The 21688-nt window shown below is 69.0% G+C and carries 22 protein-coding genes; 11 read left to right on the top strand and 11 right to left on the bottom strand.

Annotation, left to right across the window (positions count from 1 at the left end; all coding sequences use genetic code 11):
• The first annotated feature begins 71 nt into the window (after nt 1-71).
• Nucleotides 72-443 carry a hypothetical protein gene (locus tag DMC61_RS35370; RefSeq protein WP_199750172.1) on the top strand — a complete coding sequence of 124 codons (372 nt, stop codon included), beginning with the start codon at nt 72-74 and terminating at the stop codon, nt 441-443.
• Nucleotides 386-1162, top strand: coding sequence for a tRNA(His) guanylyltransferase Thg1 family protein (locus DMC61_RS35375; protein WP_125694866.1), 777 nt, complete (start codon nt 386-388; stop codon nt 1160-1162). The genes DMC61_RS35370 and DMC61_RS35375 overlap by 58 nt, the downstream gene beginning before the upstream one ends.
• Here DMC61_RS35375 and DMC61_RS35380 read toward each other — a convergent pair.
• Nucleotides 1126-1806, bottom strand: a complete 681-nt coding sequence (locus tag DMC61_RS35380; RefSeq protein ID WP_125694868.1) for a DUF2848 domain-containing protein — start codon at nt 1804-1806, stop codon at nt 1126-1128. The genes DMC61_RS35375 and DMC61_RS35380 overlap by 37 nt on opposite strands.
• Before the next feature lie 107 nt (nt 1807-1913).
• Between DMC61_RS35380 and DMC61_RS35385 the strand changes: the two genes are divergently transcribed.
• Both DMC61_RS35385 and DMC61_RS35390 read left to right on the top strand, forming a co-directional pair.
• Nucleotides 1914-3218 (top strand): MFS transporter, encoded by a 1305-nt coding sequence (locus DMC61_RS35385; RefSeq protein WP_125694870.1) that lies wholly within the window; start codon nt 1914-1916, stop codon nt 3216-3218.
• On the top strand, nt 3215-3550 hold the full coding sequence (locus tag DMC61_RS35390; RefSeq protein WP_125694872.1) for a cupin domain-containing protein: 336 nt from the start codon (nt 3215-3217) through the stop codon (nt 3548-3550). The genes DMC61_RS35385 and DMC61_RS35390 overlap by 4 nt, the downstream gene beginning before the upstream one ends.
• A 54-nt stretch (nt 3551-3604) precedes the next feature.
• Here the strand turns inward: DMC61_RS35390 and DMC61_RS35395 are convergent, their stop codons facing one another.
• From DMC61_RS35395 to DMC61_RS35405, 3 genes are all read right to left on the bottom strand, one after another.
• A complete protein-coding gene (locus DMC61_RS35395; RefSeq protein WP_125694874.1) occupies nt 3605-4093 on the bottom strand; it encodes a DUF6319 family protein in 489 nt (162 codons plus the stop codon).
• Between the two features lie 164 nt (nt 4094-4257).
• A complete protein-coding gene (acs, locus tag DMC61_RS35400; protein ID WP_125694876.1) occupies nt 4258-6228 on the bottom strand; it encodes an acetate--CoA ligase in 1971 nt (656 codons plus the stop codon).
• Between the two features lie 100 nt (nt 6229-6328).
• Nucleotides 6329-6907: a GNAT family N-acetyltransferase gene (locus DMC61_RS35405; RefSeq protein ID WP_125694877.1), complete on the bottom strand. Its 579-nt coding sequence runs from the start codon at nt 6905-6907 to the stop codon at nt 6329-6331.
• Nucleotides 6908-7022: 115 nt separating this feature from the next.
• Here DMC61_RS35405 and DMC61_RS35410 point away from each other — a divergent pair, with 115 nt between their 5' ends.
• The 5 genes from DMC61_RS35410 to DMC61_RS35430 all read left to right on the top strand — a co-directional run bounded on the left by DMC61_RS35410 (nt 7023) and on the right by DMC61_RS35430 (nt 12341).
• Entirely contained in the window at nt 7023-7520 is a 498-nt protein-coding gene (locus DMC61_RS35410; protein ID WP_016337862.1) for a phosphoribosyltransferase, read from the top strand.
• The gene (locus DMC61_RS35415) at nt 7517-8248 is read left to right on the top strand and encodes an oxidoreductase (RefSeq protein ID WP_125694879.1); all 732 of its coding nucleotides are present in this window, start codon (nt 7517-7519) and stop codon (nt 8246-8248) included. The genes DMC61_RS35410 and DMC61_RS35415 overlap by 4 nt, the downstream gene beginning before the upstream one ends.
• Nucleotides 8249-8407: 159 nt before the next feature.
• Entirely contained in the window at nt 8408-9166 is a 759-nt protein-coding gene (locus DMC61_RS35420; protein WP_125694881.1) for a 3-hydroxybutyrate dehydrogenase, read from the top strand.
• A 26-nt stretch (nt 9167-9192) separates the two neighbouring features.
• The gene (locus DMC61_RS35425) at nt 9193-10509 is read left to right on the top strand and encodes an MFS transporter (protein WP_125694883.1); all 1317 of its coding nucleotides are present in this window, start codon (nt 9193-9195) and stop codon (nt 10507-10509) included.
• Nucleotides 10506-12341 (top strand): GAF domain-containing protein, encoded by a 1836-nt coding sequence (locus tag DMC61_RS35430; protein ID WP_125694885.1) that lies wholly within the window; start codon nt 10506-10508, stop codon nt 12339-12341. Before DMC61_RS35425 ends, DMC61_RS35430 begins: the two co-directional genes overlap by 4 nt.
• On the opposite strand, the gene DMC61_RS35435 is transcribed toward DMC61_RS35430, so the two are convergent.
• Entirely contained in the window at nt 12319-12903 is a 585-nt protein-coding gene (locus DMC61_RS35435; RefSeq protein WP_125694887.1) for a nitroreductase family protein, read from the bottom strand. The two genes, DMC61_RS35430 and DMC61_RS35435, sit on opposite strands and share 23 nt — an antisense overlap.
• A 4-nt stretch (nt 12904-12907) precedes the next feature.
• Nucleotides 12908-14179: a tannase/feruloyl esterase family alpha/beta hydrolase gene (locus DMC61_RS35440; RefSeq protein ID WP_199750173.1), complete on the bottom strand. Its 1272-nt coding sequence runs from the start codon at nt 14177-14179 to the stop codon at nt 12908-12910.
• Nucleotides 14180-14298: 119 nt separating this feature from the next.
• Here DMC61_RS35440 and DMC61_RS35445 point away from each other — a divergent pair, with 119 nt between their 5' ends.
• The gene (locus tag DMC61_RS35445) at nt 14299-15153 is read left to right on the top strand and encodes a PHB depolymerase family esterase (protein ID WP_125694889.1); all 855 of its coding nucleotides are present in this window, start codon (nt 14299-14301) and stop codon (nt 15151-15153) included.
• Here DMC61_RS35445 and DMC61_RS35450 read toward each other — a convergent pair.
• Nucleotides 15130-15435 carry a helix-turn-helix transcriptional regulator gene (locus DMC61_RS35450; RefSeq protein ID WP_016337854.1) on the bottom strand — a complete coding sequence of 102 codons (306 nt, stop codon included), beginning with the start codon at nt 15433-15435 and terminating at the stop codon, nt 15130-15132. The two genes, DMC61_RS35445 and DMC61_RS35450, sit on opposite strands and share 24 nt — an antisense overlap.
• A 52-nt stretch (nt 15436-15487) precedes the next feature.
• On the opposite strand from DMC61_RS35450, the gene DMC61_RS35455 reads away from it, so the two are divergent.
• Nucleotides 15488-16657 carry an MFS transporter gene (locus DMC61_RS35455; RefSeq protein WP_125694892.1) on the top strand — a complete coding sequence of 390 codons (1170 nt, stop codon included), beginning with the start codon at nt 15488-15490 and terminating at the stop codon, nt 16655-16657.
• A 2-nt stretch (nt 16658-16659) separates the two neighbouring features.
• Here the strand turns inward: DMC61_RS35455 and DMC61_RS35460 are convergent, their stop codons facing one another.
• The 4 genes from DMC61_RS35460 to DMC61_RS35475 all read right to left on the bottom strand — a co-directional run bounded on the left by DMC61_RS35460 (nt 16660) and on the right by DMC61_RS35475 (nt 21679).
• Nucleotides 16660-17691, bottom strand: a complete 1032-nt coding sequence (locus DMC61_RS35460) for a HoxN/HupN/NixA family nickel/cobalt transporter (protein WP_199750174.1) — start codon at nt 17689-17691, stop codon at nt 16660-16662.
• 56 nt (nt 17692-17747) lie between these two features.
• Nucleotides 17748-18677, bottom strand: coding sequence for an N-acetylmuramic acid 6-phosphate etherase (locus DMC61_RS35465; protein ID WP_125694896.1), 930 nt, complete (start codon nt 18675-18677; stop codon nt 17748-17750).
• A gap of 17 nt (nt 18678-18694) precedes the next feature.
• Nucleotides 18695-19693 carry a MurR/RpiR family transcriptional regulator gene (locus DMC61_RS35470; RefSeq protein ID WP_225949385.1) on the bottom strand — a complete coding sequence of 333 codons (999 nt, stop codon included), beginning with the start codon at nt 19691-19693 and terminating at the stop codon, nt 18695-18697.
• 210 nt (nt 19694-19903) lie between these two features.
• Nucleotides 19904-21679, bottom strand: coding sequence for a serine hydrolase (locus DMC61_RS35475; protein ID WP_125694898.1), 1776 nt, complete (start codon nt 21677-21679; stop codon nt 19904-19906).
• Nucleotides 21680-21688: the final 9 nt, after the last annotated feature.

Raw genomic sequence — 21688 nt, forward strand, 5'->3', positions numbered from 1 at the left:
AGTGTTTCGGTCAATTGAGGCGATCCTTATTCATTATTGCCTTACCTAAGTCGTCGGATAGATTGCCGGGCATGGCCGAGGTGGTGATCCTGATCGGGTTGCAGGCGTCCGGGAAGTCGACGTTCTTCCGGTGGGCGTTCGCGGGTACGCACGTCCACCTCAGCAAGGACCACTTCCCGAACGCCAAACGACGGCAGCCGCGCCAGCTGCGGATGCTGGCCGAGGCGCTCGAAGAAGGCCGTTCGGTGGTCGTGGACAACACCAACCCGTTCTGTATGCGACTCTCAAGCGGCTGCGGCGCCCGAGCGCCGAAGACGGTTTCGACGAGCTGTACACCGTCGGTTTCGACGGCGAAGGCGGTTTCGTCGTGGAGCGGGGGTGAGGCATGGACGCCGGTGATTTCGAGGCACGGCAACGGGAACGCGAGTGGTTCCACGGGCTGACCGTGCCACCGGGAGCCTGGACGGTGCTCCGCGTCGACGGCCGGGGCTTCTCCAAGTTCACCGAAGCGCGGTTCGGGAAACCGTTCGATCCCCGGTTCGCCGGCTGCATGGCCGAGGCGGCGAGCGCGTTGATGGCGGAGTTCGCCTCGCCTTACGTGTACACGGAAAGCGACGAGATCTCCCTCGTCCTGCCGCCCGCCGCCGACCTGTTCGGCCGGGGCGTGGAGAAGCTCGTGTCGATCTCCGCCGGCGTAGCGTCGGCCGCGTTCACCCACGCGGCCGGGGTGCCCGCGCACTTCGACGGCAGGGTCTGGCTCGGCACGACCGCGGACGACGTCGTCGACTACTTCTCCTGGCGTCAGGCGGACGCGGCCCGCTGCGCGCTCAACGGCTGGTGCTACTGGATCCTGCGCAAGGCGGGGAAATCGCCGAGTGAGGCCGGCGCGGCTCTCGAAGGCACTGGCGTCTCCGAGAAGAACGAACTGCTCTTCGCGCACGGCGTCAATTTCGCCGAAGTCCCCGCCTGGCAGCGCCGCGGCGTCGGGCTGTACTGGGAGTCCTACGAGCGCACCGGTTTCGACCCGGTGCGGGAGGTCGAGGTCTCCGCCATCCGCCGCCGCGTCCGCGTCGACCGCGAGTTGCCGATGAAGGGCGAATATCGCGCCTTCCTCGGCGAGTTGCTTCAGCCGATCGGTTCGGGCAGCCGCCGCACGGAGTAGGCGAGTTCGATCGTCTCGCCGGTCGCCGGGTCGCCCAGTTCGACGCGCCAGGAGTCGGCGAACTGGTCGACGCCGTGCACCATCGGGATCGTTCCCGAGATCAGCACGGTGCCGGGGGCGTACAGATCGCGTTCGCGCAGCACGTCCAGCCAGTACGACGGCGGCAGCAGCTCCGCGAGTTTCCCTTGCTGGATCAGGGTTTCCCCGGCCCAGGCGGACAGCGTGAGGTCGTCGAGCCGGTCCTGGACGTCGACGAGACGCCAAGCCTTGGCGGCGAGGACGTCGGGGCCGGCGTTCTTGCTCCACGCCACGCCGTGCGCTTCGAGCGCGCGGTCGGTGTGGTCGCAGGCGGCGGTCAGGAGGACGTCCTCCGGCTCGGGACCGGTGATGACAATGGCCCATTCGGCCTCGCCGGAGGTCCGCTCGTGCTGTACCGGGACCTCGCTGGTCTGGCTCGCCAGGTACGGCGCGACCGGGTAGAGCGCCGGGATCACCGAAGGCGCGGGGACGCCGAGTTCGGCCAGTTCGGCCACGTGGGCGGCGACGTCCTCCTGGCTGCGACCGGCGTATCCGGCGTTCAGCAGCGTGTGGACCTCGGTCCGCCGCTCCTGGCCGTCGGGAAGGGTGAAACGCAGCTCAGGCATCTGTCCTCCGAGATTGGGGGTTGCGCATACAGCTTGTATACAAGGAGTATATCCGCAATTCAACCCCTCCCGGCGGGGTTGCGGACCTCCTACGGACGGATGTGGACATGACCTCACCAGCCGGTGACCGGCGTTCGTTGCACAAGGCCTTCGCGGCCAGCCTCTCGGGGACAGCGCTCGAGTGGTACGACTTCGCGGCCTACTCGGTGGCGGCCGCGACGATCTTCGGGCATCTCTTCTTCCCCTCGGAAGACCAGCTCGCGAGCACGATGGCGGCGTTCTCGACCTACGCCGTCGGCTACCTCGCCCGGCCGCTCGGCGGGTTCCTCTTCGGCCGCCTCGGCGACGTGCTCGGCCGCAAGCGCATCCTGGTCATGACGCTCGTGCTCACCGGCGTGGCGACGTTCCTCATCGGCGTCCTGCCCACGTACGAGACGATCGGCGGCTTCGCGGCGGTGCTGCTCGTGGCGCTGCGGTTCGCGCAGGGCGTCGGCATCGGCGGCGAATGGGGTGGCGCCGTCCTGCTGTCGAGTGAGTTCGGCGATCCGGGCAAACGGGGCTTCTGGGCGTCGGCCGCGCAGATCGGCCCGCCCGCGGGCAACCTGCTCGCCAACGGTGTCCTCGCCGTGCTGGCCGCGCTGCTCACCGAGGACCAGTTCAACAGCTGGGGCTGGCGGATCGCGTTCCTGCTGTCCGGCGCGCTCGTCGGGTTCGGGCTGTGGATCCGGCTCAAACTGGAGGAGACGCCGGTCTTCAAGCAGATCCAGGAGCGGGGCGAACGCTCGTCGGCGCCGATCTCCGAGGTCTTCCGCACCGAACGCCGCGCGCTCGTCGCGGCCGTCCTGATCCGCGTCTGCCCGGACGTGCTCTACGCGCTGTTCACCGTCTTCGTCCTCACCTACGTCACCACGCACACCGGCCTCTCGCGCGGTGCCGGGCTGGCCGCAGTGATGATCGGTTCCGCGTTCCAGCTGATCCTGATGCCGCTGTTCGGCGCGCTCTCGGACCGGGTCTCCCGGCGCAGGATGTACCTGTTCGCGACGATCGCCGCCGGGATCTGGCCGTTCGTGTTCTTCCCGATGGTCAGCGGCGGCTCGTTCGCGATGCTGGCGATCGGGATCGTGCTCGCGCTGGTCATCCACGCCGCGCTCTACGGCCCGCAGGCCGCCCTCGTCACCGAGCAGTTCTCACCGCGCCTGCGCTACACCGGCAGCTCACTGGCGTACACGCTGGCCGGCGTGATCGGCGGGGCACCCGCGCCGCTGCTGTTCACCGCGCTGCTGGCCGGTTTCGACACCTGGCTCGCGATCGGGGGCTACTTGCTCGTGACCGCGGTGGTGACCATCATCGGTGTCGTGCTCGCCCGTGACCCGGACCGCGAGGAGGCGGCTGCCATGGAGCCCGTGCGATGACCTGGACTCCGATGTCCATAGTGGAGGGTCTGCCGCTGATCGGCGGACAGGGCCGGTTCCGGACGCTCGCGACCGCGGAAGGCGGCCTGGCGTACGAGATCTGCTATCCGGCGGGCGTCGCTTCGCCCGTGCACAGCCACGATCACGACAGCATCGTGTACCTGATTTCGGGCTCGCTGCGCGGCACGCTCGACGGCCGGGAAGTGACGCTCGAAGCGGGCGGGACGATTGTCCATCCGCGCGGCGTCCAGCACAGCGTCGAGGCCATTGTGGACAGTCGGTGGGTCGAGTTCAAGACCCCGCTGCCTTCGCGGCCACCGATCGCGGAATGAAGAAACCGGGGCGGACACTGATATCCAGCGTCCGCCCCGGTCGGGAGGAAAGTCTCAGGCGTCCAGCTCGGCCAGCGCCAGCTTCGCCTTCTCCAGCTCGGCTTCGAGCTGGGCCACCTTCGCGGCCTGCAGCTCGCGGGCGGCGTTGATGACCTCGTCGATCGGGCCCGACAGGTCCGCGTGCAGCTCCTTGGCGGCGCGGGACACGGCGGCGGCCGGGATCTCCAGGCCCTTCGCGACCCACTTCGTGCCGTTCTTGAGCTCGGCCTGCCACTCGCCGTCGGCGGTGCCGGTGACCGTGAGGGTCAGCTCGACGGTGCGGGTCTTCTTGGCCGTCGTGGCGACCTTCGGGCGGCCGCGCTTGGGCTTGGGGGACTCCGCCGCCGCTTCTTCGGCGGGGGTCTCCGCCGGGCTTTCCGGTGCTTCGGTCTTCGCCTCGGCCGGGGCTTCGGCCGTCTCCGCCTGCGGCGTCGAGTCGACGGGCGCTTCGGTAGCCGCTTCTTCGGACACGGCGTCAGTGCGTGTCAAGGCATCCACGGTCATCGTCGGTGTCGTCTCCTTGCCCGGGTATGGGGTGGTACCCGGCACATCCTAGAACAGGCGTTCGACTCGCGCCCGGCGGGGTGTGGTAAGCGTGCCGGATGTCATGAAAGGGTCGTTCAGGACAAAAAGTGTCCTGAACGACCCTTTCATGACGTTTGGGGGCGCTACTCCTCGGACTTGCCCGACTTCAGGCCCGAAGAGATCAGGTCCATCACCGACGAGTCGGCCAGCGTCGTCACGTCGCCGACCTGGCGGTTCTCCGCGACGTCGCGCAGCAGGCGGCGCATGATCTTGCCGGACCGTGTCTTCGGCAGCTCCTGCACGACCAGGATCTGCCGCGGCTTCGCGATCGGGCCGATCTCCTTGGCGACGTGGTTGCGCAGCTCCTGCACGGCCTCGTCGCCGCCGTCGACCGCGTTGCCGCGCAGGATGACGAACGCGACGATGCCCTGCCCGGTGGTCGGGTCGGTCGCGCCGACGACGGCGGCCTCGGCGACCGTCGGGTGCGAGACCAGCGCCGACTCGACCTCGGTGGTCGAGATGCGGTGCCCGGACACGTTCATCACGTCGTCGACCCGGCCCAGCAGCCAGACGTCGCCGTCGGCGTCGTACTTCGCGCCGTCTCCGGCGAAGTAGAAGCCCTGGTCGGCGAAGCGGGACCAGTAGGTCTCGCGGAAACGCTGCTCGTCGCCCCAGATGCCGCGCAGCATGCCCGGCCACGGCTTGTCGAGCACCAGGTATCCGCCGCCGCCCTTGCCGACCTCGACGCCCTGGTCGTCGACGACCTTCGCCGAGATGCCCGGCAGCGCCTTCTGCGCGGAGCCCGGCTTCGTGGCGGTGACGCCCGGCAGCGGCGAGATCATGATCCCGCCGGTCTCGGTCTGCCACCAGGTGTCCACGATCGGCGCCGAGTTCGCGCCGATGTTCTCGCGGTACCAGATCCACGCCTCGGGGTTGATCGGCTCGCCGACGCTGCCCAGCACGCGCAGCGACGAGAGGTCGTACTTCTGCGGGATCTCGTTGCCCCACTTCATGAACGTACGGATCAGCGTGGGCGCGGTGTAGTAGATGGAGACCTTGTGCTGCTGCACGATCTCCCAGTGCCTGCCCTCGTGCGGCGTGTTCGGGGTGCCTTCGTAGACGACCTGCGTCGTCCGGTTCGCCAGCGGCCCGTACACGATGTACGTGTGCCCGGTGATCCAGCCGATGTCCGCGGTGCACCAGTAGACGTCTTCGCCCGCCTTGTGGTCGAAGACGTTGTGGTGGGTGTACGCGGCCTGGGTCAGGTAGCCGCCGGAGGTGTGCAGGATGCCCTTCGGCTTCCCGGTGGTGCCGGAGGTGTAGAGGATGAAGAGCGGGTGCTCGGAGTCGAACGCCTGCGGCGTGTGCTCCGCGGACTGGCCGTCGACCAGTTCGTGCCACCAAATGTCGCGGCCTTCGGTGATCGGCACCTCTTCGCCGGTGCGGCGGACGACGATGACCTTCTCGACCGATTCGGCGCCTTCGAGCGCTTCGTCGACATTGACCTTCATCGGGGCGGCCTTGCCGCGGCGGTACTGGCCGTCGGTGGTGATGACGATCCGCGCCGCCTGGTCGTCCACACGGGAACGCAGTGCTGTCGGGGAAAAACCACCGAAGACGACACTGTGCAGGACACCGATGCGGGCACACGCGAGCATCGCGACGATCGCTTCGGGCACCATCGGCATCTGGATGGCGACGCGGTCGCCGGCCGTGAGGCCGAGGGATTCGAGGGCGTTCGCCGCGCGGGAGACGTCGTCCTTCAACTGCGCGTAGGTGATGTCCCGGTTGTCGCCGGGCTCGCCGACCCAGTGGATGGCGACCTGGTCGCCGTGCCCGGAATCGACGTGGCGGTCCACGCAGTTGTACGCGACGTTCAGCTTCCCGCCCACGAACCACTTCGCGAACGGCGCATTGGTCCAGTCCAGTACCTGCGACCACTTCGTTTCCCAGTGCAGGCGCTCGGCCTGCTTGGCCCAGAACGCTTCCCGGTCGGCGTCGGCTTCGGCGTAGAAGTCGGCGGTGGCATTCGCTTGCGCGCTGAAAGCCTCACTCGGGGGGAAGGTCCTGCTCTCCGTGAGCAAATTGTCCAGCGCCGGCGACTGCTCGGTCATGGTGCGATGCCTCCTGTGATTCGCGTGTCTTCACGCCCGTTGGCACGCTATCGACGTTACGACGCGAAGTAAAAGGTTGCATCGTGGTTGCGCGCGGCATTCACACGCTTGAGGACAAAGCGGTACGGACCGCCGGCCATTCTGGTCCGGTCAGGGAGTAGACGACGGTGTCGCGGATGGTCCCGTCCGGCCGGACGCGATGCGCGCGCAGCACCCCTTCCCGTTGTGCGCCGAGACGTTCGATCGCCTTCTGCGACTTGAGGTTGCGGATGTCGGTCTCCCACGAGACGCGGTTCGCGCCGAGGTCGTCGAAAGCGTGGCGCAGCAACAGGAGTTTCGACTCGCGGTTGAGCCCGGTCCGCTGCCATTCGGAACCGATCCAGGTGTAGCCGACGGAAACGATCTTGTGGCGCGCGCTCATCGCGTAGAACGAGGTCGTGCCCGCGACCTCGCCGGTGCGCGCGTCGATCTGCGCCCAGGCGCGGCGGTCGGTGTCGGCGAGGATGTCTTCGACCATCGCTTCGGCCGCGGCGAGATCCGGCGGCTGCCGGAGGCTGAGCCAGGTCCAGATCGCCGGGTCGGAGCCCGCCGCGAAGAGGCCCTTGGCGTGGTCGCGGGTGAGGGGTTCGAGGCGGACGCGTTCACCGGTCAGGGTCGCGTGGTCGTTCCAGTCGGTCACGATCTTGACGGTACGACCGGCAATGGCCTTACTGGATAGCCAGTTTCGAAGCATTCGAGAAGGCCACTGCGGCGTTGCCTATGCTCGCGGGAACGATCGACGAAGGCGAGGCACCATGGCCGAAGAGCGGGAAGAGCTCACCTGGGAGTTGTTCGGGACGGCCAGCAGGGATCTGGCACAGGCCGTCGCCGACGACGGCTTCGAGCCGGACCTGATCCTGTCGATCGCGCGCGGCGGGCTGTTCGTCGCGGGTGCGCTCGGCTACGCGCTGGACGTCAAGAACCTGCACGTGATGAACGTCGAGTTCTACACCGGTGTCGACCAACGTCTCGACCTGCCGGTGATGCTGCCGCCGGTGCCGAACGTCGTCGACCTGACGAAGAAGAAGGTACTCGTCGCCGACGACGTCGCGGACACCGGCGCGACCCTGAAGCTGGTCCGCGACTTCTGCGCCGACCACGTCGCCGAGGTTCGTTGCGCGGTGGTCTACGAGAAGCCGCGCTCCGAGGTCAAATGCGAGTACGTCTGGAAGCACACGGACCGGTGGATCAACTTCCCGTGGTCGGTGCAGGCTCCGGTGGTGCGGCGCGAGGGCCAGGTGCTGGACGCGTGACGGATCCGCTGAAGCCGCTGCTGGACCTCGAAGGGGTCGCGGCGGCCGCGAAATCAGCTCAGGACGCGGTGTTCGCCGTCCACCGGCTGCCCGCCAACCTGCGCGGCGGCGCGGCGACGGCCGCCGAAGCGTCCGTGCGGTCGGCGCGGGCGTCGGCCGGTATCGAAGGTGCCGCGCCCGAACTGCCGGAATCCGGCGAGGTGACCGATCCGGTGCTGGCGGGCGCGTTGCGGGTCGCGGAAGCGCTCGAAGGCCTGCTCCCGACCTGGCGGCGGGCGCCGCTGCAGGCGTTGGCGCGCCTGCACGTTCTCGCCGCGTCGGATCTGGTGGCGGATCTCGACGCGCTGGGGCGGCCGCGGTCGTCGGGTGATGTCGGGCCGAGGCTGGAGATGCTGGCGCAACTGGTCACCGGCGCGACGTCGGTGCCGGGACCGGTGCTGACCGCCGTCGTGCACGGGGAACTGTTGGCGCTCAAGCCTTTCGGCTCCGCGGACGGGGTCGTCGCACGAGCGGCGGCACGGCTCTCGGCGGTGGCGACCGGGCTGGACCCGAAGGCGCTGACGGTGCCGGAGGTCGCGTACTTCCGGCGGGTGCCGAAGTACCTCGAAGCCGCTTCGGGCTTCTCCAGCGGAACTCCCGACGGCGTCCGCGCTTGGTTGCTCTTCTCGTGCGAAGCGTTCGAGGCGGGCGCTCGCGAGGCGAAGTCCATCTCCGACGCCGCCGGCTGACTCCCCGCATTTCGTCCTCTGGATGCGGTAGTTCGCGATGCCAACTACCGCATTCAGAGGACGAAATGCGTGGGTGGGGTGGGCCCACATGGGATCTTGCCCAGGTGTGGTCCGTGACCACATGGCCTAAGCGCGCCGGGAGACCTAACGTCGTCCGGCATGAGTGGTGCGTATCACAGCGATCTGGCGGGTAAGTCCGCGCTGGTCACGGGCGCGGCGGGCGGGATCGGCCTGGCCTGCGCCGAAGCGCTCGCCGAGGCCGGGGCCAAGGTCCACCTCGTCGACATCGACGACGCCGTCGAGAAGGCGGCGGCCGGCGTCGACGGCATCGCGCACGTCGTCGACCTCACCGACGCCCGGGCCGTCGAGACCCTCCCCACCGAGATCGACATCCTCGTCAACAACGCCGGTTTCCAACACATCGCGCCGATCCACGAGTTCCCGCCGGAGACGTTCACCCGCGTCCAGTCGCTCATGGTCACCGCGCCGTTCCTGCTCATCCGCCGCGCGCTGCCGAGCATGTACGAACGCGGCTGGGGGCGCGTGGTCAACATGTCCAGCGTCCACGGCCTCCGCGCGAGCCCGTTCAAATCCGCGTACGTCACCGCGAAACACGCGCTCGAAGGCCTCTCCAAGGTCACCGCGCTCGAAGGCGCGGAACACGGCGTGACCAGCAACTGCGTCAACCCGGGCTACGTCCGGACGCCGCTGGTCACCGGCCAGCTCCAGGCGCAGGCCGAAGAGCACGGGCTCGAACGCGACGCCGTCATCGAGCAGGTCCTCCTGCGCCGGTCGGCGATCAAACGGCTCATCGAACCGGCGGACGTCGCCGCGTGCGTGCTGTGGCTGTCCGGCGACCACGCCGCCCATGTCACCGGCACCTCGATCCCCCTCGACGGCGGCTGGACCGCCGCGTGAACCCCTCTCCCGAAAGGACGTCCCCGGTGACCACGCAGAACCGTGGCTCGATCGCGAAGGTCGTCAGCGCCAGCCTGATCGGCACGACGATCGAGTGGTACGACTTCTTCCTCTACACCTCCGCCGCGGCGCTGGTGTTCGGCAAATTGTTCTTCCCCACCAACGATCCGCTCACCGGCACGCTGCTCGCGTTCCTCACCTACGCCGTCGGCTTCCTCGCGCGGCCGATCGGCGGGCTGGTGTTCGGGCACTTCGGTGACCGCGTCGGCCGCAAGAAGCTGCTGGTGCTGAGCCTGCTGCTGATGGGCGGGTCGACCTGCGCGATGGGCATCCTCCCGACCTACGCGACCGTCGGCGTGGTGGCGCCGATCCTACTGACGCTGCTGCGGCTCGTGCAGGGTTTCGCGCTCGGCGGCGAATGGGGCGGCGCGGTGCTGATCGTCTCCGAACACGGCGACGACAAGCGCCGCGGGTTCTGGGCGTCGTGGCCGCAATGCGGTGCTCCCGGCGGCAACCTGCTCGCGACGGCGGTCTTGGCGATCCTCGCCGCGACGCAGTCCGACGAAGCGTTCCTCAGCTGGGGCTGGCGGATCCCGTTCCTGCTGTCCGGTGTGCTCGTGGTGATCGGGCTGTGGATCCGGCTCGCGGTCAGCGAATCGCCGGTGTTCCTCGCGGCGCAGAAGAACAACACGACCACGCACGCGCCGGTCGTCGAGGTGTTCCGCAAGAGCTGGCGCGCGGTGCTGATCACGATCGGCTCCCGGATGGCGGAGAACGTCTCGTACTACGTGATCACGGCATTCATCCTCGTCTACGTGACCACCGGGCTGAGCCTGCCGAAATCCGCCGGTCTCAACGCGGTGCTCATCGGTTCGGCGGTGCACTTCGTGACGATTCCCTTGTGGGGCAAGCTTTCCGACCGGGTAGGCCGCCGCCCGGTCTACCTGTTCGGCGCGATCGGCATGGCGGTGTGGAGCTTCGTGTTCTTCGCGATGCTCGACACGAAGAACTCCGGCGTCATCATCCTCGCGGCGACCATCGGTCTGGTGCTGCACGGCGCGATGTACGGCCCGCAGGCCGCGTTCTTCTCCGAACAGTTCCCGACGGGGGTGCGCTACACCGGGCTTTCGGTCGGCGGGCAGCTGTCCTCGATCGCGGCGGGCGCGGTGGCTCCGCTCATCGCGGTGGCACTGTTCAAGGAGTTCGGCAGCACGGTCCCGGTGTCGCTTTACGTGGTCTCGATGTGCGCCCTGACCGTGATCGCCCTGCTCGCCGCCCGCGAGACCAAGGGGGAATCCCTGCACTCCGAAGTTCTCACGGAGCGCGGTCACGTGTCAGCATGACCGCTGTGGACGGAGCCGCGGAATTGCGCCGGCTGCTCGAACTGCTCGCCTCCGGCGCGGGCAGCGAGCAGCTGGCGCACGTCCCTGTCGACCCGAAGGCCACCGAGCTGGCGCTGCGGATCCGGGACACTGTCGCCGAGCACCGGCGGCGCGAGGCGGAGCTGGCCGCGTTGTTCGACACGGCCAGCGACCTCGCGCGGCTGGACGATCCGGACGCCGTCCTCCGGTCGATCGTGCGGCGGGCGCGGGCGCTGCTCGGCGTGGACGTCTCGTATCTCAGTCTCAACGACGAGACCGAGGGAAAGACCTACGTCCGGGTCACCGACGGGTCGGTTTCCGCGCTGTTCCAGGACATCGTGCTCGGAATGGGCGAGGGGCTCGGCGGGCTGGTCGCGCAGACCGCGCGGCCGTACGCGACGGCGGATTACTTCAACGACAAGCGGTTCCGTCACACGTCGTCGATCGACACCGGGGTGCTCGACGAGGGATTGACCGCGATCCTCGGCGTGCCGCTGGCGATCGGCAGCAAGGTCATCGGGGTGCTGTTCGCCTCGGACCGGACCACCCGCGAGTTCTCGCCCGACGAGGTCGCGCTGTTGTCGTCGCTGGCCGACCACGCGGCGATCGCGCTGGACAACGCGCATCTGCTCGACGAGACGCGCCGCGCGGTCGCCGAGCTGAACGCCGCGAACGCGACGATCAGCGCGCACAACGACGCGATGCGCCGCGCCGAGGACGCGCACGACCGGCTGATGGATCTCGTGCTGCGCGGCGGTGATCTGGCCGAGGTCGCCGCCGCGGTCGCGGACGTGCTCGGCGGCGCCATCGCGGTCTACGACGCGGACGGCGCGGTCCTCGCCAGGACCGACGGCGAGCTGCGTCTTTCGCGTACCGCGGTTTCCGCGTCCAGGACGAGCGGGCGCGCGGTGTCCACTGAGGACGGTTGGCTGTGCGCGGTCCAGGCTGGGCAGGAGTTCCTGGGCAGCCTGGTGCTGGGCGGCGGAGGTTCGCTCGGCGAGGCCGACCGGCGGCTGTTCGAGCGGGCGGGCGTGGTCACCGCCGTGCTGCTGATGCAACGGCGGTCCGTCGCGCGCGCCGAGGACGAGGTGCGCGGCGAGCTGCTGTCGGACCTGCTCACCGCGCCCGGCCGCAATCCGGCCGCACTGCTGGCACGTGGTCGGCGCCTGGGGGTCGATTTGTCGACATCGCACGCGGTGCTGATCGCGCATTCCGACGACGTCTCCCGGCGTCGGCTGGCCGCGGCGGCTTCGCGGCACGCGGATCTGGTCGGGGTGCACGCCGACGAAGTGGTGCTTCTCGTCCGTGGCGCGGATCCGGGTGCGCTGGCGCGAACCGTCGCCACCGAGCTGACGTCCACAATGGACTGCCCGGTGACGGTGGGTGCGGCAGGGCCGGCCGGCTCACCGAAGGCGCTGGCCGTGGCGCACGCCGAAGCCGCGCGATGCGTCGCTTCACTGCTGGCGCTGGGCCGGGCGGGGGAGGGCGCGAGCATGGCCGACCTCGGCTTCGTCGGGCTGCTCCTCGGCGAGCACGCCGATCTCGGCGCGTACGTGACCGCCACGATCGGCCCGGTGCTCGACTACGACGACCGCCGCGGCACGGACCTGATCGGCACGCTCCGCGCGTATTTCGCCTGTGGCGGCAACTTGACGCGGGCGAAGGACCTGCTCCACGTGCACGTCAACACCGTCGTCCAGCGGCTGGACCGCATCGCGTCGCTGCTGGGCGAGCAATGGCAGGCGCCCGAGCGCGCGCTGGAACTCCAGCTCGCGCTCAGGCTGCATCGCCTCACCAGTGACCGAAACGGATGACTTCGTCGAAGTCGCGCCGGGCGATCGTGGTCGCCGACGAGCCGGGCGACGGACCGGATTCGGCGCCGTGCCCGAGCGCCACGACGCCGATCGGGTCGTGATCCTCCGGCACGCCGAACTCGCTGTGAAGCCGCTCCACGCTTTCCGGTGCCAGCCCGAAGAAGACCGCGCCGAGACCTTCGTCGACGGCCGTCTGCAGGATGAGCAACGTCGCCATCCCCGTGTCGACGTCCCAGTACGGCACGCGCCACCACGACTCGTCCCGATCGGCGACACCCTTGTCCGGCTTGGCGTAGCGGTCGAGGTACGCGTTCTTGACCGAAAGCGGGACGATCGCGACCGGGGCCGTGGTCACGGTTTCCGGCGCCCAGCTCGCCCCGAACTCCCAGAAGTTCGCGAGTTCTTCGCCGGTGAGCACGAGAAATCCTTGTCCCTGTGAGAAACCGGCCGATGGGCCCTTCAGCGCGTTGCGCAGGATGCGCTGAAGGCTCGCCTCGGCGACGGGCTCGCCGGTGAACTTCCGGACCATGCGACGGCGTCGTACGACGTCCTGGAATTCCATGCGATCAGCTTAATGCGCATGCCGTCGCCAGGTCGCCGCTCGCGCGCGGAATGGTCGCCGAAGCGGGCGGACGGACGCCGTCGAGCCAGCCTTCGAGCGCGCTGAAAGCCGTGCGGAAACAAGGGCCGATCGGGCGCAGCTTGTCCGGGTACGCGTCGTACAGCCCGTCGACGTGGTTGCCGTCGGCGATCCGGTAGTAGCGCTGCAGGCCGGCGCGGCCCTGCTCGGCGATCATCCGCTGGTAGACATCGGAATCGTGGGTGATCGGCAGGAGCGTGTCGAGGGTGCCGTGCAGGGTGATCAGCGGTTTGCCGATCCGGCCGGTCAGCGAGATCCGTTCGACCGCGCGGTGTACCGGCCGAGGGCGGGCGGCGTAGTCGTAGTCGGTCCCGGCGAACGACGGGTCGAATTCGGCCTGATAGATGCGCTGGGTCAAGCCCCAGTAGACGTCGTTGTGGTACTTCCAGAGGAATTCGGAACCCGGCGCGAATCCGGCGTCGAGGATTTCCTGGTGGGCTTGCGCGGAACCGGAGGCGTACGCGGGATAGGCCTTGATCGCGGGCGGCAGGAAGGTGAACAGGTTCGGGCCGTCTTCGTGCCAAAGCGTGCCCTCCCAGTCGATTCCGCCGTCGTAGAGCCACGGCCGGTTCTCGAGCTGCCAGCGGACGAGGTAGCCGCCGTTCGACATCCCGGCCGCGAGGGTGCGGCTCGGCAGGCGTCCGTAGCGGTGCGCGACGGCCGCCTTCGCGGCGATGGTCAGCTGTGTGACCCGCGAGTTCCACTCGGCGATCGCGTCACCGGGGCGACGTCCATCGGTGTGGAAGTCGGCGCCGGTGTTGCCCTTGTCGGTGGCGGCGAACGCGTAACCGGCGGCGAGGACCTGGTCGCCGATCGCGCGATCGTTCGCGTACTGCCGTCGCACGCCGGGCGATCCCGACACCACGAGGCCGCCGTTCCAGCGATCGGGAAGCCGGAGCACGAACTGCGCGTCGTGGTTCCAGCCGTGCGTCGTGTTGGACGTCGACGAATCCGGGAAGTAGCCGTCGATCTGGATACCGGGAACACCCTTGGGCGCGGGGAAACCGGTGGAGGTGAGCCCGGCCCAGTCGGACTGGACGGTGTGCCCGGTGGCCAGGGTGCCGGTGGTGGTCAAATCGTCCAAACAGGACAGTCGTTGGGTCGCGGCGCCGGGAACGCGCACGTTCCCGCAACCGCTCGCCGCCTGAGCGGGGGTGGCCAGGGCCAGCATCATCGCGAGGACCAGGAAGAGCCGCATCGGCCGACGATAAGCGGGCATTTCGCGGATCGGTACCCGGCGCGGCCACACAAAACGCGCCGCCGCTGTGGTGGTCTTCCACGTGGAAACCCCGCGGGCGCCGGTTTTAGCCTCGGGTGATGCGAAAACTCCTCATCGGCGCGGTGGTTTCGGCATTGACCCTTCTCTTCGCGACTCCGGCACAGGCGGCGACGATCCGTCCGGTGACCGGGTTCGGGAGCAATCCCGGTGCTCTGCAGATGTTCGAATACGTCCCCGACGGGCTGCCGTCCGGACGTCCGGCGGTGGTCGTGCTGCACGGCTGCACGCAGGACGCCGCCGGATACGCGCGTGGCTCCGGCTGGGTCGGGCTCGCGGACAGGCTGCGGTTCAAGCTCGTTCTGCCGCAACAGGTTTCGGCGAACAACTTCAGCAAGTGCTTCAACTGGTTCCAGGCGGCCGACATCAAGCGTGGCTCTGGAGAAGCCGAATCGATCGCGCAGATGGCGCGGTATTCGGCCGGAAGCCGGACGTACGTGACCGGCTTGTCGGCCGGTGGTGCGATGACTTCGGTGATGCTGGCGGCGTATCCGGAACTGTTCGCGGGCGGCGGTGTCGTCGCGGGGCTGCCCTACGGCTGCGCGGCCTCGATGATCGACGCGTACTCCTGCATGAACCCCGGCAAGGATCTGACCCCGAAGCAATGGGGCGACAAGGTGCGCGCTGTGGGCACAGGGCCGCGTTCGCCGGTCAGCGTCTGGCACGGGACCGCGGACTACACCGTCGCCCCGATGAACATGCGTGAGCTTTCCGAGCAGTGGTCCGATGTCGGCGCGGCCGTCGACACGCACGCCATCACCGGGATGGGGCACGGTCAGCCGATCGCGCCGGCATCGGGTTGCGGGCAGGCGGGGCCGTATCTGCTCGATGTCGGTGTGTGCGCCGCGGCGGAACTCGCGGCGAAGTGGCGGCTAGGCGAGGACGGCGTCCAGTAGCCCGGGGAAGCGGGCGTGGACGTCTTCGGTTCGTAGCTCGACCCAGCGGGTCCGGCCCTCGACGAACGTCGTCGTGAGGCCGGCCTCGCGCAACACCTTCCAGTGGTGGGAAAGCGTCGGCGCGCTGATCTCGACGTCGTACTCGGTGACGGCGCAGCTTCGCGGCGAAGGGTTGCTTCGCAGGGCGCGGATCAGCTCCAGGCGCACGGGATCCGCGAGCGCCTGGAGCACCGGCACGATCTCGATCTCGTCGATCGACGGCTGCGGCAGCGTGCTGCTCACGGCACTCCAAACTATTTGACAGTCATCGAACAGTCCCGCCACTATACCTCCCATGACGATTCGACGATCATCAAATGATCGGCTCGCTCTGGGGGCTCTGCTGGTACTCGCCGTCGGGACGTTCACCGTCGGCACCGACGGATTCGTCCTGAACGGGCTGCTGCCCGCCATCGCCGCCGACCTGCGGGTTTCCGAGGCCGTCGCGGGCCAGCTGACCACGGTCTTCGCGGTGACCTACGCGATTTCTTCGCCGCTGATCGCGGCTTTCACCGGACGGCTCGACCGGCGCTGGGTGCTCGGCGCGGGGATGGTGCTGTTCACGATCGGCATGGCCGGTCAGGCTCTCGGCGAATCCTTCGCCGTGGTCGCCGTCGCGCGGGTGCTGGCCGCCCTCGGCGCCGCCGCGTTCCAATCCAACGCCTATGTACTGGCCGGCGCGCTGTCCTCGGACGAGCGCCGCGGCCGCGCGCTGGCCACGGTCTCGAACGGGATGAGCGTGTCGATGGTGCTCGGCGTGCCGATCGGGGTGGTGGCGGGCAACTGGTTCGGCTGGCGCGCGGTGATGTGGGGGATCGGTGCGGTGGCGCTGGTCGTGATGCTGCTCGTGCCGCTGCTGCCCGGGGTTCGGATGCCGACGGTGTCGTTGCGCGACAGGCTCGCCGTCGTCGCGCGGCCGCCGATCGCGCGTGTGCTCGGCGTGAGCGTCCTCGGCACCGCCGCGGGCTTCGCGGCCTTCGTGTACCTGCCGGTGCTGGTGGCTCCGGTGGCGGTGGGCGCGACGATCTCGTGGTTGCTCGTCGGTTTCGGGATCGGGCAGATCGCGGGCAACGCCTTCGCGGGCCGGGCGACGGACTCGCTGGGGCCTTCGCGCGTCCGCTCGATTTCGCTGATCGGCACGGTCGTGACGTTCGCGCTGCTGGACGTCGCCGTGCTGAGCCTGCCCGGTTCGCTGGTCCTCGCGCTGGCTTCGGGGGTCTTCGGCGGCATGCTGATGGTTCCGCAGCAGCACCGGCTGTTCTCGCTGGCGCCCGACGCGCCGACGGTCGCCATGGGGCTCAACGGTTCCGCGATCTACGCCGGCGGAGCGCTCGGTGCCGCGCTGGGCGGCGTCGTCCTGTCTTCCGCCGGTGTCTGGTGGATCGGTCCCGTTGCCGCCTTCGTCGCTCTGGTGGGCTTCGCGCTTTCGGTGCCTTCGCGGGCGAAGGTGCCCGAGCCCGCGTGACCTTACTTGACCGACCAGCGCTCCTCGATACGCGCAAACCGCCACACGAGGAGCGCGAAGAACCACGTAAGCACGAAGAGCGCTACAACCGCGTAGCCCACGTAGTCCAGGCTCAGCGACCCGATAGCCGCGAGCGGTCCGGTCGTGATGCCGAGCCGTTCGGTGATGATCGAGACGACCTCGATCGTCCCGATCAGCAAGGCGACCGCGACGGAAAGCGCCGTCACGATGAGGTTGTAGTAGATCTTCCGCACCGGCTTCGCGAGCGCCCAGCCGTACGCGTAGTTCATGAAGCAGCCATCGGCGGTGTCGAACAGCGTCATCCCGGCGGCGAACAGGATCGGCAGCACCAGGATCGCGTACCAGGGCAGCGAGAACGCCGCCGCGCCGCCGGCGAGCACCAGCAGGCTGACCTCGGTCGCGGTGTCGAAGCCGAGGCCGAACAGCACGCCGATCGGATAGATGTGCCAAGGCTTGCGCACCGCTTTGGTGGCGCCGCGGAGCAGACGGTTCATGAAGCCGCGGTTGTCGAGTTGCCGCTCCAGCGCCGCTTCGTCGAACTCGCCCCGCCGCATGCGCCGGAACACCTTCACGATGCCGACGAGCACCACCAGGTTCATGATCCCGATGAGGTACAGGAACACCGCCGAAACGGAGGTCCCGATCAGCCCGGTCGCCTCGTGCAGCGCCGACGAGTCGTCCTCGACGGCCCCGGCGAGCGCGCGGACGCCGAGCGACAGCAGCAGGCACAGGACGAAGACGATCGTCGAATGGCCGAGGGAGAACCAGAACCCGACCGAAAGCGGCCGTTGCCCGTCGGCCATCAGCTTGCGGGTGGTGTTGTCGATCGCGGCGATGTGGTCCGCGTCGAACGCGTGCCGCATCCCGAGTACGAACGCCGTGACGCCGAGGCCGACCCCGAACACGCCCGTGGCGCCGAGCTCGTACTGGCGCGGCGCCACGAAAAGCGTCAGGACCCCCCAGCCGATGACGTTGAGCAGCAGGATGAATCCGGCCATCCCGGCGACGGACACCCGTTCGCGTCGCGTGAGCGCGATGCGTCGGGATGAACGGGTCTGTCCGCCGGTGTTCAGCTCGCGCGCACCCTGAGGGAGTCGAGAGCCTTTCGTACATGGCCATCGCTGGCCGTCAGCGCCTTCGCCGCACTCGCGACGTCTTCACCGGACAGCAGATGGACCAGCGCGACCTTGAGGTCGCCGTCGGCCTCGGTGAGCGCGTCGGAACAGTCCGCCATGCTCATGCCGGTGGCCTCGCGCAGGATCCGGATGGTCCGCCCGCGCAGCTTCGCGTTGGTCGCCCGCATGCTCACCATCAGGTTCGAATACGTGCGGCCGAGCTTGATCATCGTGGCGGTGGAGAACGCCGTGAGGATGATCTTCTGCGCCGTGCCCGCCTTCATCCGCGTCGATCCGGCGATCGCCTCGGGGCCGGTGTCCACCGCGATGAGGACGTCGACACCCGGCGGCGTGACCGCGGCCGGATTGCCCGAGACCAGCGCGGTCCGGGCACCGAGACGGCTGGCCGCGGCCAGCGCGCCGAGGACGTAGGGCGTCCGGCCGGAAGCCGTCAGCCCGAGCACGAAGTCGCCTGGCGCGACGGACTCGGCCACCTCGGCGGCTCCGGCCTTCGCGTTGTCCTCGGCGTCTTCGACGGCTTGGCGCAGAGCGCGCGCGCCGCCCGCGTGATGCGCGATGAACCAATCGGAGGGCACGTTGAACGTCGGCACGAGCTCCGCCGCGTCCAACGTCGCCAGCCTGCCGGAAGTACCGGCCCCGAAGTAGTGCACGCGGTGTCCCGACCGCAGCGCCTCCACGGCGAAGTCGACCGCCCGCGCCACCTGCGGCAGCACCGCGGCGACGGCTTCGGGGACCCGGCGGTCCTCGGCGTTGATCGCGCCGAGGATGCCCATGGTCGACATCAGGTCGATGTCGGTCGTCCGTGGATTGCGCTGTTCGGTTGGCGAGTCGACGTGCACCACCTGGCGTGGGACGGTCATCATGCGCCTCACTTTTTCGCTCATTTGCCGGTTTCCCGCGGCCGCCGCCTGCCGTCGGGCCGGACGCCCAGACGGTGCGAGCCAACCGCGTCCCTGGTCGCGTCGAGCGCGTTGACCGACGCGTCCATGTGCCGCTGCGCGACACCGATGAACAGGCAGTCGATGACGGTCAGCTGCGCGATGCGACTGGCGGTCGCACCCGAGCGGAACGTCGTCTCCCGCGCGGCCGTGGTCAGCACGTGGTCGGCGACCTCGGTGATCGGTGAACGCGGGAAGTTCGTCACGGCGACGGTGATCGCGCCGTGCTCACGGGCCACGCGCAGCGCCTCGACGGTGTCCGTGGTCGCGCCCGTGTGGGAGATGCCGATGGCGACGTCGCCGGGGCTCAGCACGGCGGCCGAGGTGAGCATGATGTGCGTGTCCGACCAGGCGAAGCTGACCCGCCCGATGCGGTGCAGCTTCTGCTGCAGGTCCGCGGCGACGAACGCGCTCGCGCCCACGCCGTAGACGTCCACGCGGCCCGCGCCGGCCACGATGTCGATCACGCGCTGTAGCGACGGGACGTCGAGCTGGTCGGCCGTCTCCTCCACGGCGCGTGCGTCCGCGAAGCTGACCTTGCCGATCACCGCGGCCAGGTCGTCCTCCGGCCCGATCTCGCCGCCGAGGTTGCGGGTCGACCGCGCCTCGGAGCGGGCGGTGTCGGCCGCCAGGGCGATCCTGAGCTGCGGATACCCGCCGACGCCGACCGCCTTGCAGAACCGCGTGACGGTGGTTTCGCTGGTGTTCGCCGCGAGCGCGACCTCGGTGATGCTGCGCCGCGCGACCTGCGCGGGGTCGTCGAGGACGACCTTCGCGACGCGCTGCTCGGCCCGGGCGAGGCCGGGCAGGAGGGAGCGAATCCGGACGAGCGGGCTCGCGTCAGCGTCCCGTGTCGGCTGCGCCGGCACGGCCTCGGACGGTGCGGCCGCGATTACGGAATCGGTATCGCCCACCGTGGGAAAGTTACTAACCGTTGGCATCTGCGACAAGGCTACCCACACCCTTCGGGAAGATCGCAACCTATCCGTGTCTGCGGATTCGATTTGCGATTAATCGTTGACCAGAAAGTCGCTAACCAGGTCGAGGCCGTTAACGAGGTCGAGCTAACGACTTGGCAACTTAGTGTCGCGATGCAAGGGGCTGTGTCCCGGTCAACGGGGCGGTCCGGTCAGCACATCGGAGCCGATTGGCTACCTAGTGCTCAACTTCCAGCCGGTAGCGACGAAAGTAGGGGGATTATGCTCACTGTCCAGCAGTATGCGGCCGCGTTCAGTGACTTTCACACCATCCAAGGAAATTCCGCGTCCGGTGTAACGGGCATCGGTCGTGTAACGCCAGCGGAGGGTGATTTGTGAGCTTTGTGACACCTCGGCGGCGGCCCGCCACCAAGCGCGGTGGCCGTGCCCGCCGAGCCCGGTCTGCTCCCCGGCGGGGGCGCCCGGTCCGGACGCACGCACGGTAATCGATTTCCAGGTTGCTCCGCCGTCGGTACTTATTTCCAGGAAGAGCGAATCCGACGGTCCTTCGGTGTCCACGAAGGTGTCGAAGGAGACCTTCAGCGGCCCGCCGCGCGTCTGTAACGGCGGAGTCGTGAGCGTGGCCGTGGAGACGTCCCCGGCGCCGCTGAACCACGCGTCGCGGCCGCGCGCAGGGCGGACGGCCATCGCCTTCGCGAGCGAGCTCGCCCACGTCTCCCTCGCGAGGTTGATCGAGCCCCAGCTCCGCGTCGGGTGCACGCGGTTGGTGAGCAGGATCGCGAACGACCGCGAGAGCGGATCGATCACCAGCGAGGTCCCGGTGAAGCCGGTGTGCCCGGCCGTCGAGGGGGCCGACAGCGCGCCCATGTACCAAGGCTGGTCGAGTTCGAAGCCGAGCCCGTGCGCGTTGTCGGGGAACTTGTGGTTGTAGTTCGTCAGCATCGCCCGCACCGTCTCTTCGCGCAGGATCCGCTGGCCGCGGTACGCCCCGCCGTTCAGGATCGTCTGCGCGAGCACCGCCATGTCGGCGGCCGTGGAGAACACGCCCGCGTGCCCGGCGACGCCGCCCAGCGACCAAGCGTTCTCGTCGTGCACTTCGCCGCGTACGAGCCCCCGGGGCGGCTTCGCGGCGTACTCGGTCGCCGCGACCCTGGCGAGTTTCGCCGCGGGCGGGTTGTAGCCGGTGTCCACCAGGCCCAGCGGCGCGGCGATGCGGTCCTGGACCACCTTGTCCAGCGGAGCCCCGGCCACCTTCTCGACCAGGAAGCCGAGCGTCAGCAGGTTGATGTCGGAGTAGAGGTACGTGCTGCCCGGCGCGTTCTTCAGCGGGCTGTCGAGGACGGCTTTCCGGCGGGACGGGATGTCCGGGTAGCCCTCCCACAGCGACGGGAGCGGTGTCGCGGCGAAACCCGAGACGTGGGTGAGCAGCTGCTGGACGGTGACGGCCTCCTTGCCGTTCACCCCGAACTCCGGCAGGTACCGCACCACCGGCGCCGAGATGTCCAGCTTGCCCGCCTCGGCCAGTTGCATCACCGCGATGGAGGTGAACAGCTTCGAGATCGAAGCCATGTCGAAGATCGTGTCCGCGCGCATCGGCACCTGCTGTTCGGGTGGCAGCTCCGTGCCCTTGGCGTCGGCGTAGCGGACCGCGCCGCCGACGGCCTGGCGCTCGACGATCACGCCGTCGTGCGCGAGCAGGCCGACCGCGCCGGAGAAGTGCGGATGGCCGGTGGCATCCGGCTTCGTCCAGCTCTCGATGAACCGCTCGGCCGCCTTGATCGGCTCCGGGTCGAGGCCGACGTCGGAGGGCGCGCCGTCGCGCAGCACGGTGGACGCCGGCGCGAAGCCTCCGCGCGGCTTGTCGAACCGGCCCGCCGCGCCGTCTCCCTGTTGCCCGGTCCCCGGAATCGCCTGTGCTCCCGCCGTCGACAGCGTGGTCGCCGCGACCAGTACGGAGACGGCCGCGATCAGGATCTTCCTAACACGCACGGTCGTCCC

The organism is Amycolatopsis sp. WAC 04169, from assembly GCF_003947535.1.
Lineage (GTDB): Bacteria > Actinomycetota > Actinomycetes > Mycobacteriales > Pseudonocardiaceae > Amycolatopsis > Amycolatopsis keratiniphila.

Bases quoted from the DNA above. Each gene is read 5' to 3' on its own strand.
- DMC61_RS35370 (WP_199750172.1), top strand. From the start codon at position 72: ATGGCCGAGGTGGTGATCCTGATCGGGTTGCAGGCGTCCGGGAAGTCG.
- DMC61_RS35375 (WP_125694866.1), top strand. From the start codon at position 386: ATGGACGCCGGTGATTTCGAGGCACGGCAACGGGAACGCGAGTGGTTC.
- DMC61_RS35380 (WP_125694868.1), bottom strand. From the start codon at position 1,806: ATGCCTGAGCTGCGTTTCACCCTTCCCGACGGCCAGGAGCGGCGGACC.
- DMC61_RS35385 (WP_125694870.1), top strand. From the start codon at position 1,914: ATGACCTCACCAGCCGGTGACCGGCGTTCGTTGCACAAGGCCTTCGCG.
- DMC61_RS35390 (WP_125694872.1), top strand. From the start codon at position 3,215: ATGACCTGGACTCCGATGTCCATAGTGGAGGGTCTGCCGCTGATCGGC.
- DMC61_RS35395 (WP_125694874.1), bottom strand. From the start codon at position 4,093: ATGACCGTGGATGCCTTGACACGCACTGACGCCGTGTCCGAAGAAGCG.
- acs (WP_125694876.1), bottom strand. From the start codon at position 6,228: ATGACCGAGCAGTCGCCGGCGCTGGACAATTTGCTCACGGAGAGCAGG.
- DMC61_RS35410 (WP_016337862.1), top strand. From the start codon at position 7,023: ATGGCCGAAGAGCGGGAAGAGCTCACCTGGGAGTTGTTCGGGACGGCC.
- DMC61_RS35420 (WP_125694881.1), top strand. From the start codon at position 8,408: ATGAGTGGTGCGTATCACAGCGATCTGGCGGGTAAGTCCGCGCTGGTC.
- DMC61_RS35430 (WP_125694885.1), top strand. From the start codon at position 10,506: ATGACCGCTGTGGACGGAGCCGCGGAATTGCGCCGGCTGCTCGAACTG.
- DMC61_RS35435 (WP_125694887.1), bottom strand. From the start codon at position 12,903: ATGGAATTCCAGGACGTCGTACGACGCCGTCGCATGGTCCGGAAGTTC.
- DMC61_RS35440 (WP_199750173.1), bottom strand. From the start codon at position 14,179: ATGCGGCTCTTCCTGGTCCTCGCGATGATGCTGGCCCTGGCCACCCCC.
- DMC61_RS35445 (WP_125694889.1), top strand. From the start codon at position 14,299: ATGCGAAAACTCCTCATCGGCGCGGTGGTTTCGGCATTGACCCTTCTC.
- DMC61_RS35455 (WP_125694892.1), top strand. From the start codon at position 15,488: ATGACGATTCGACGATCATCAAATGATCGGCTCGCTCTGGGGGCTCTG.
- DMC61_RS35465 (WP_125694896.1), bottom strand. From the start codon at position 18,677: ATGATGACCGTCCCACGCCAGGTGGTGCACGTCGACTCGCCAACCGAA.
- DMC61_RS35470 (WP_225949385.1), bottom strand. From the start codon at position 19,693: ATGCCAACGGTTAGTAACTTTCCCACGGTGGGCGATACCGATTCCGTA.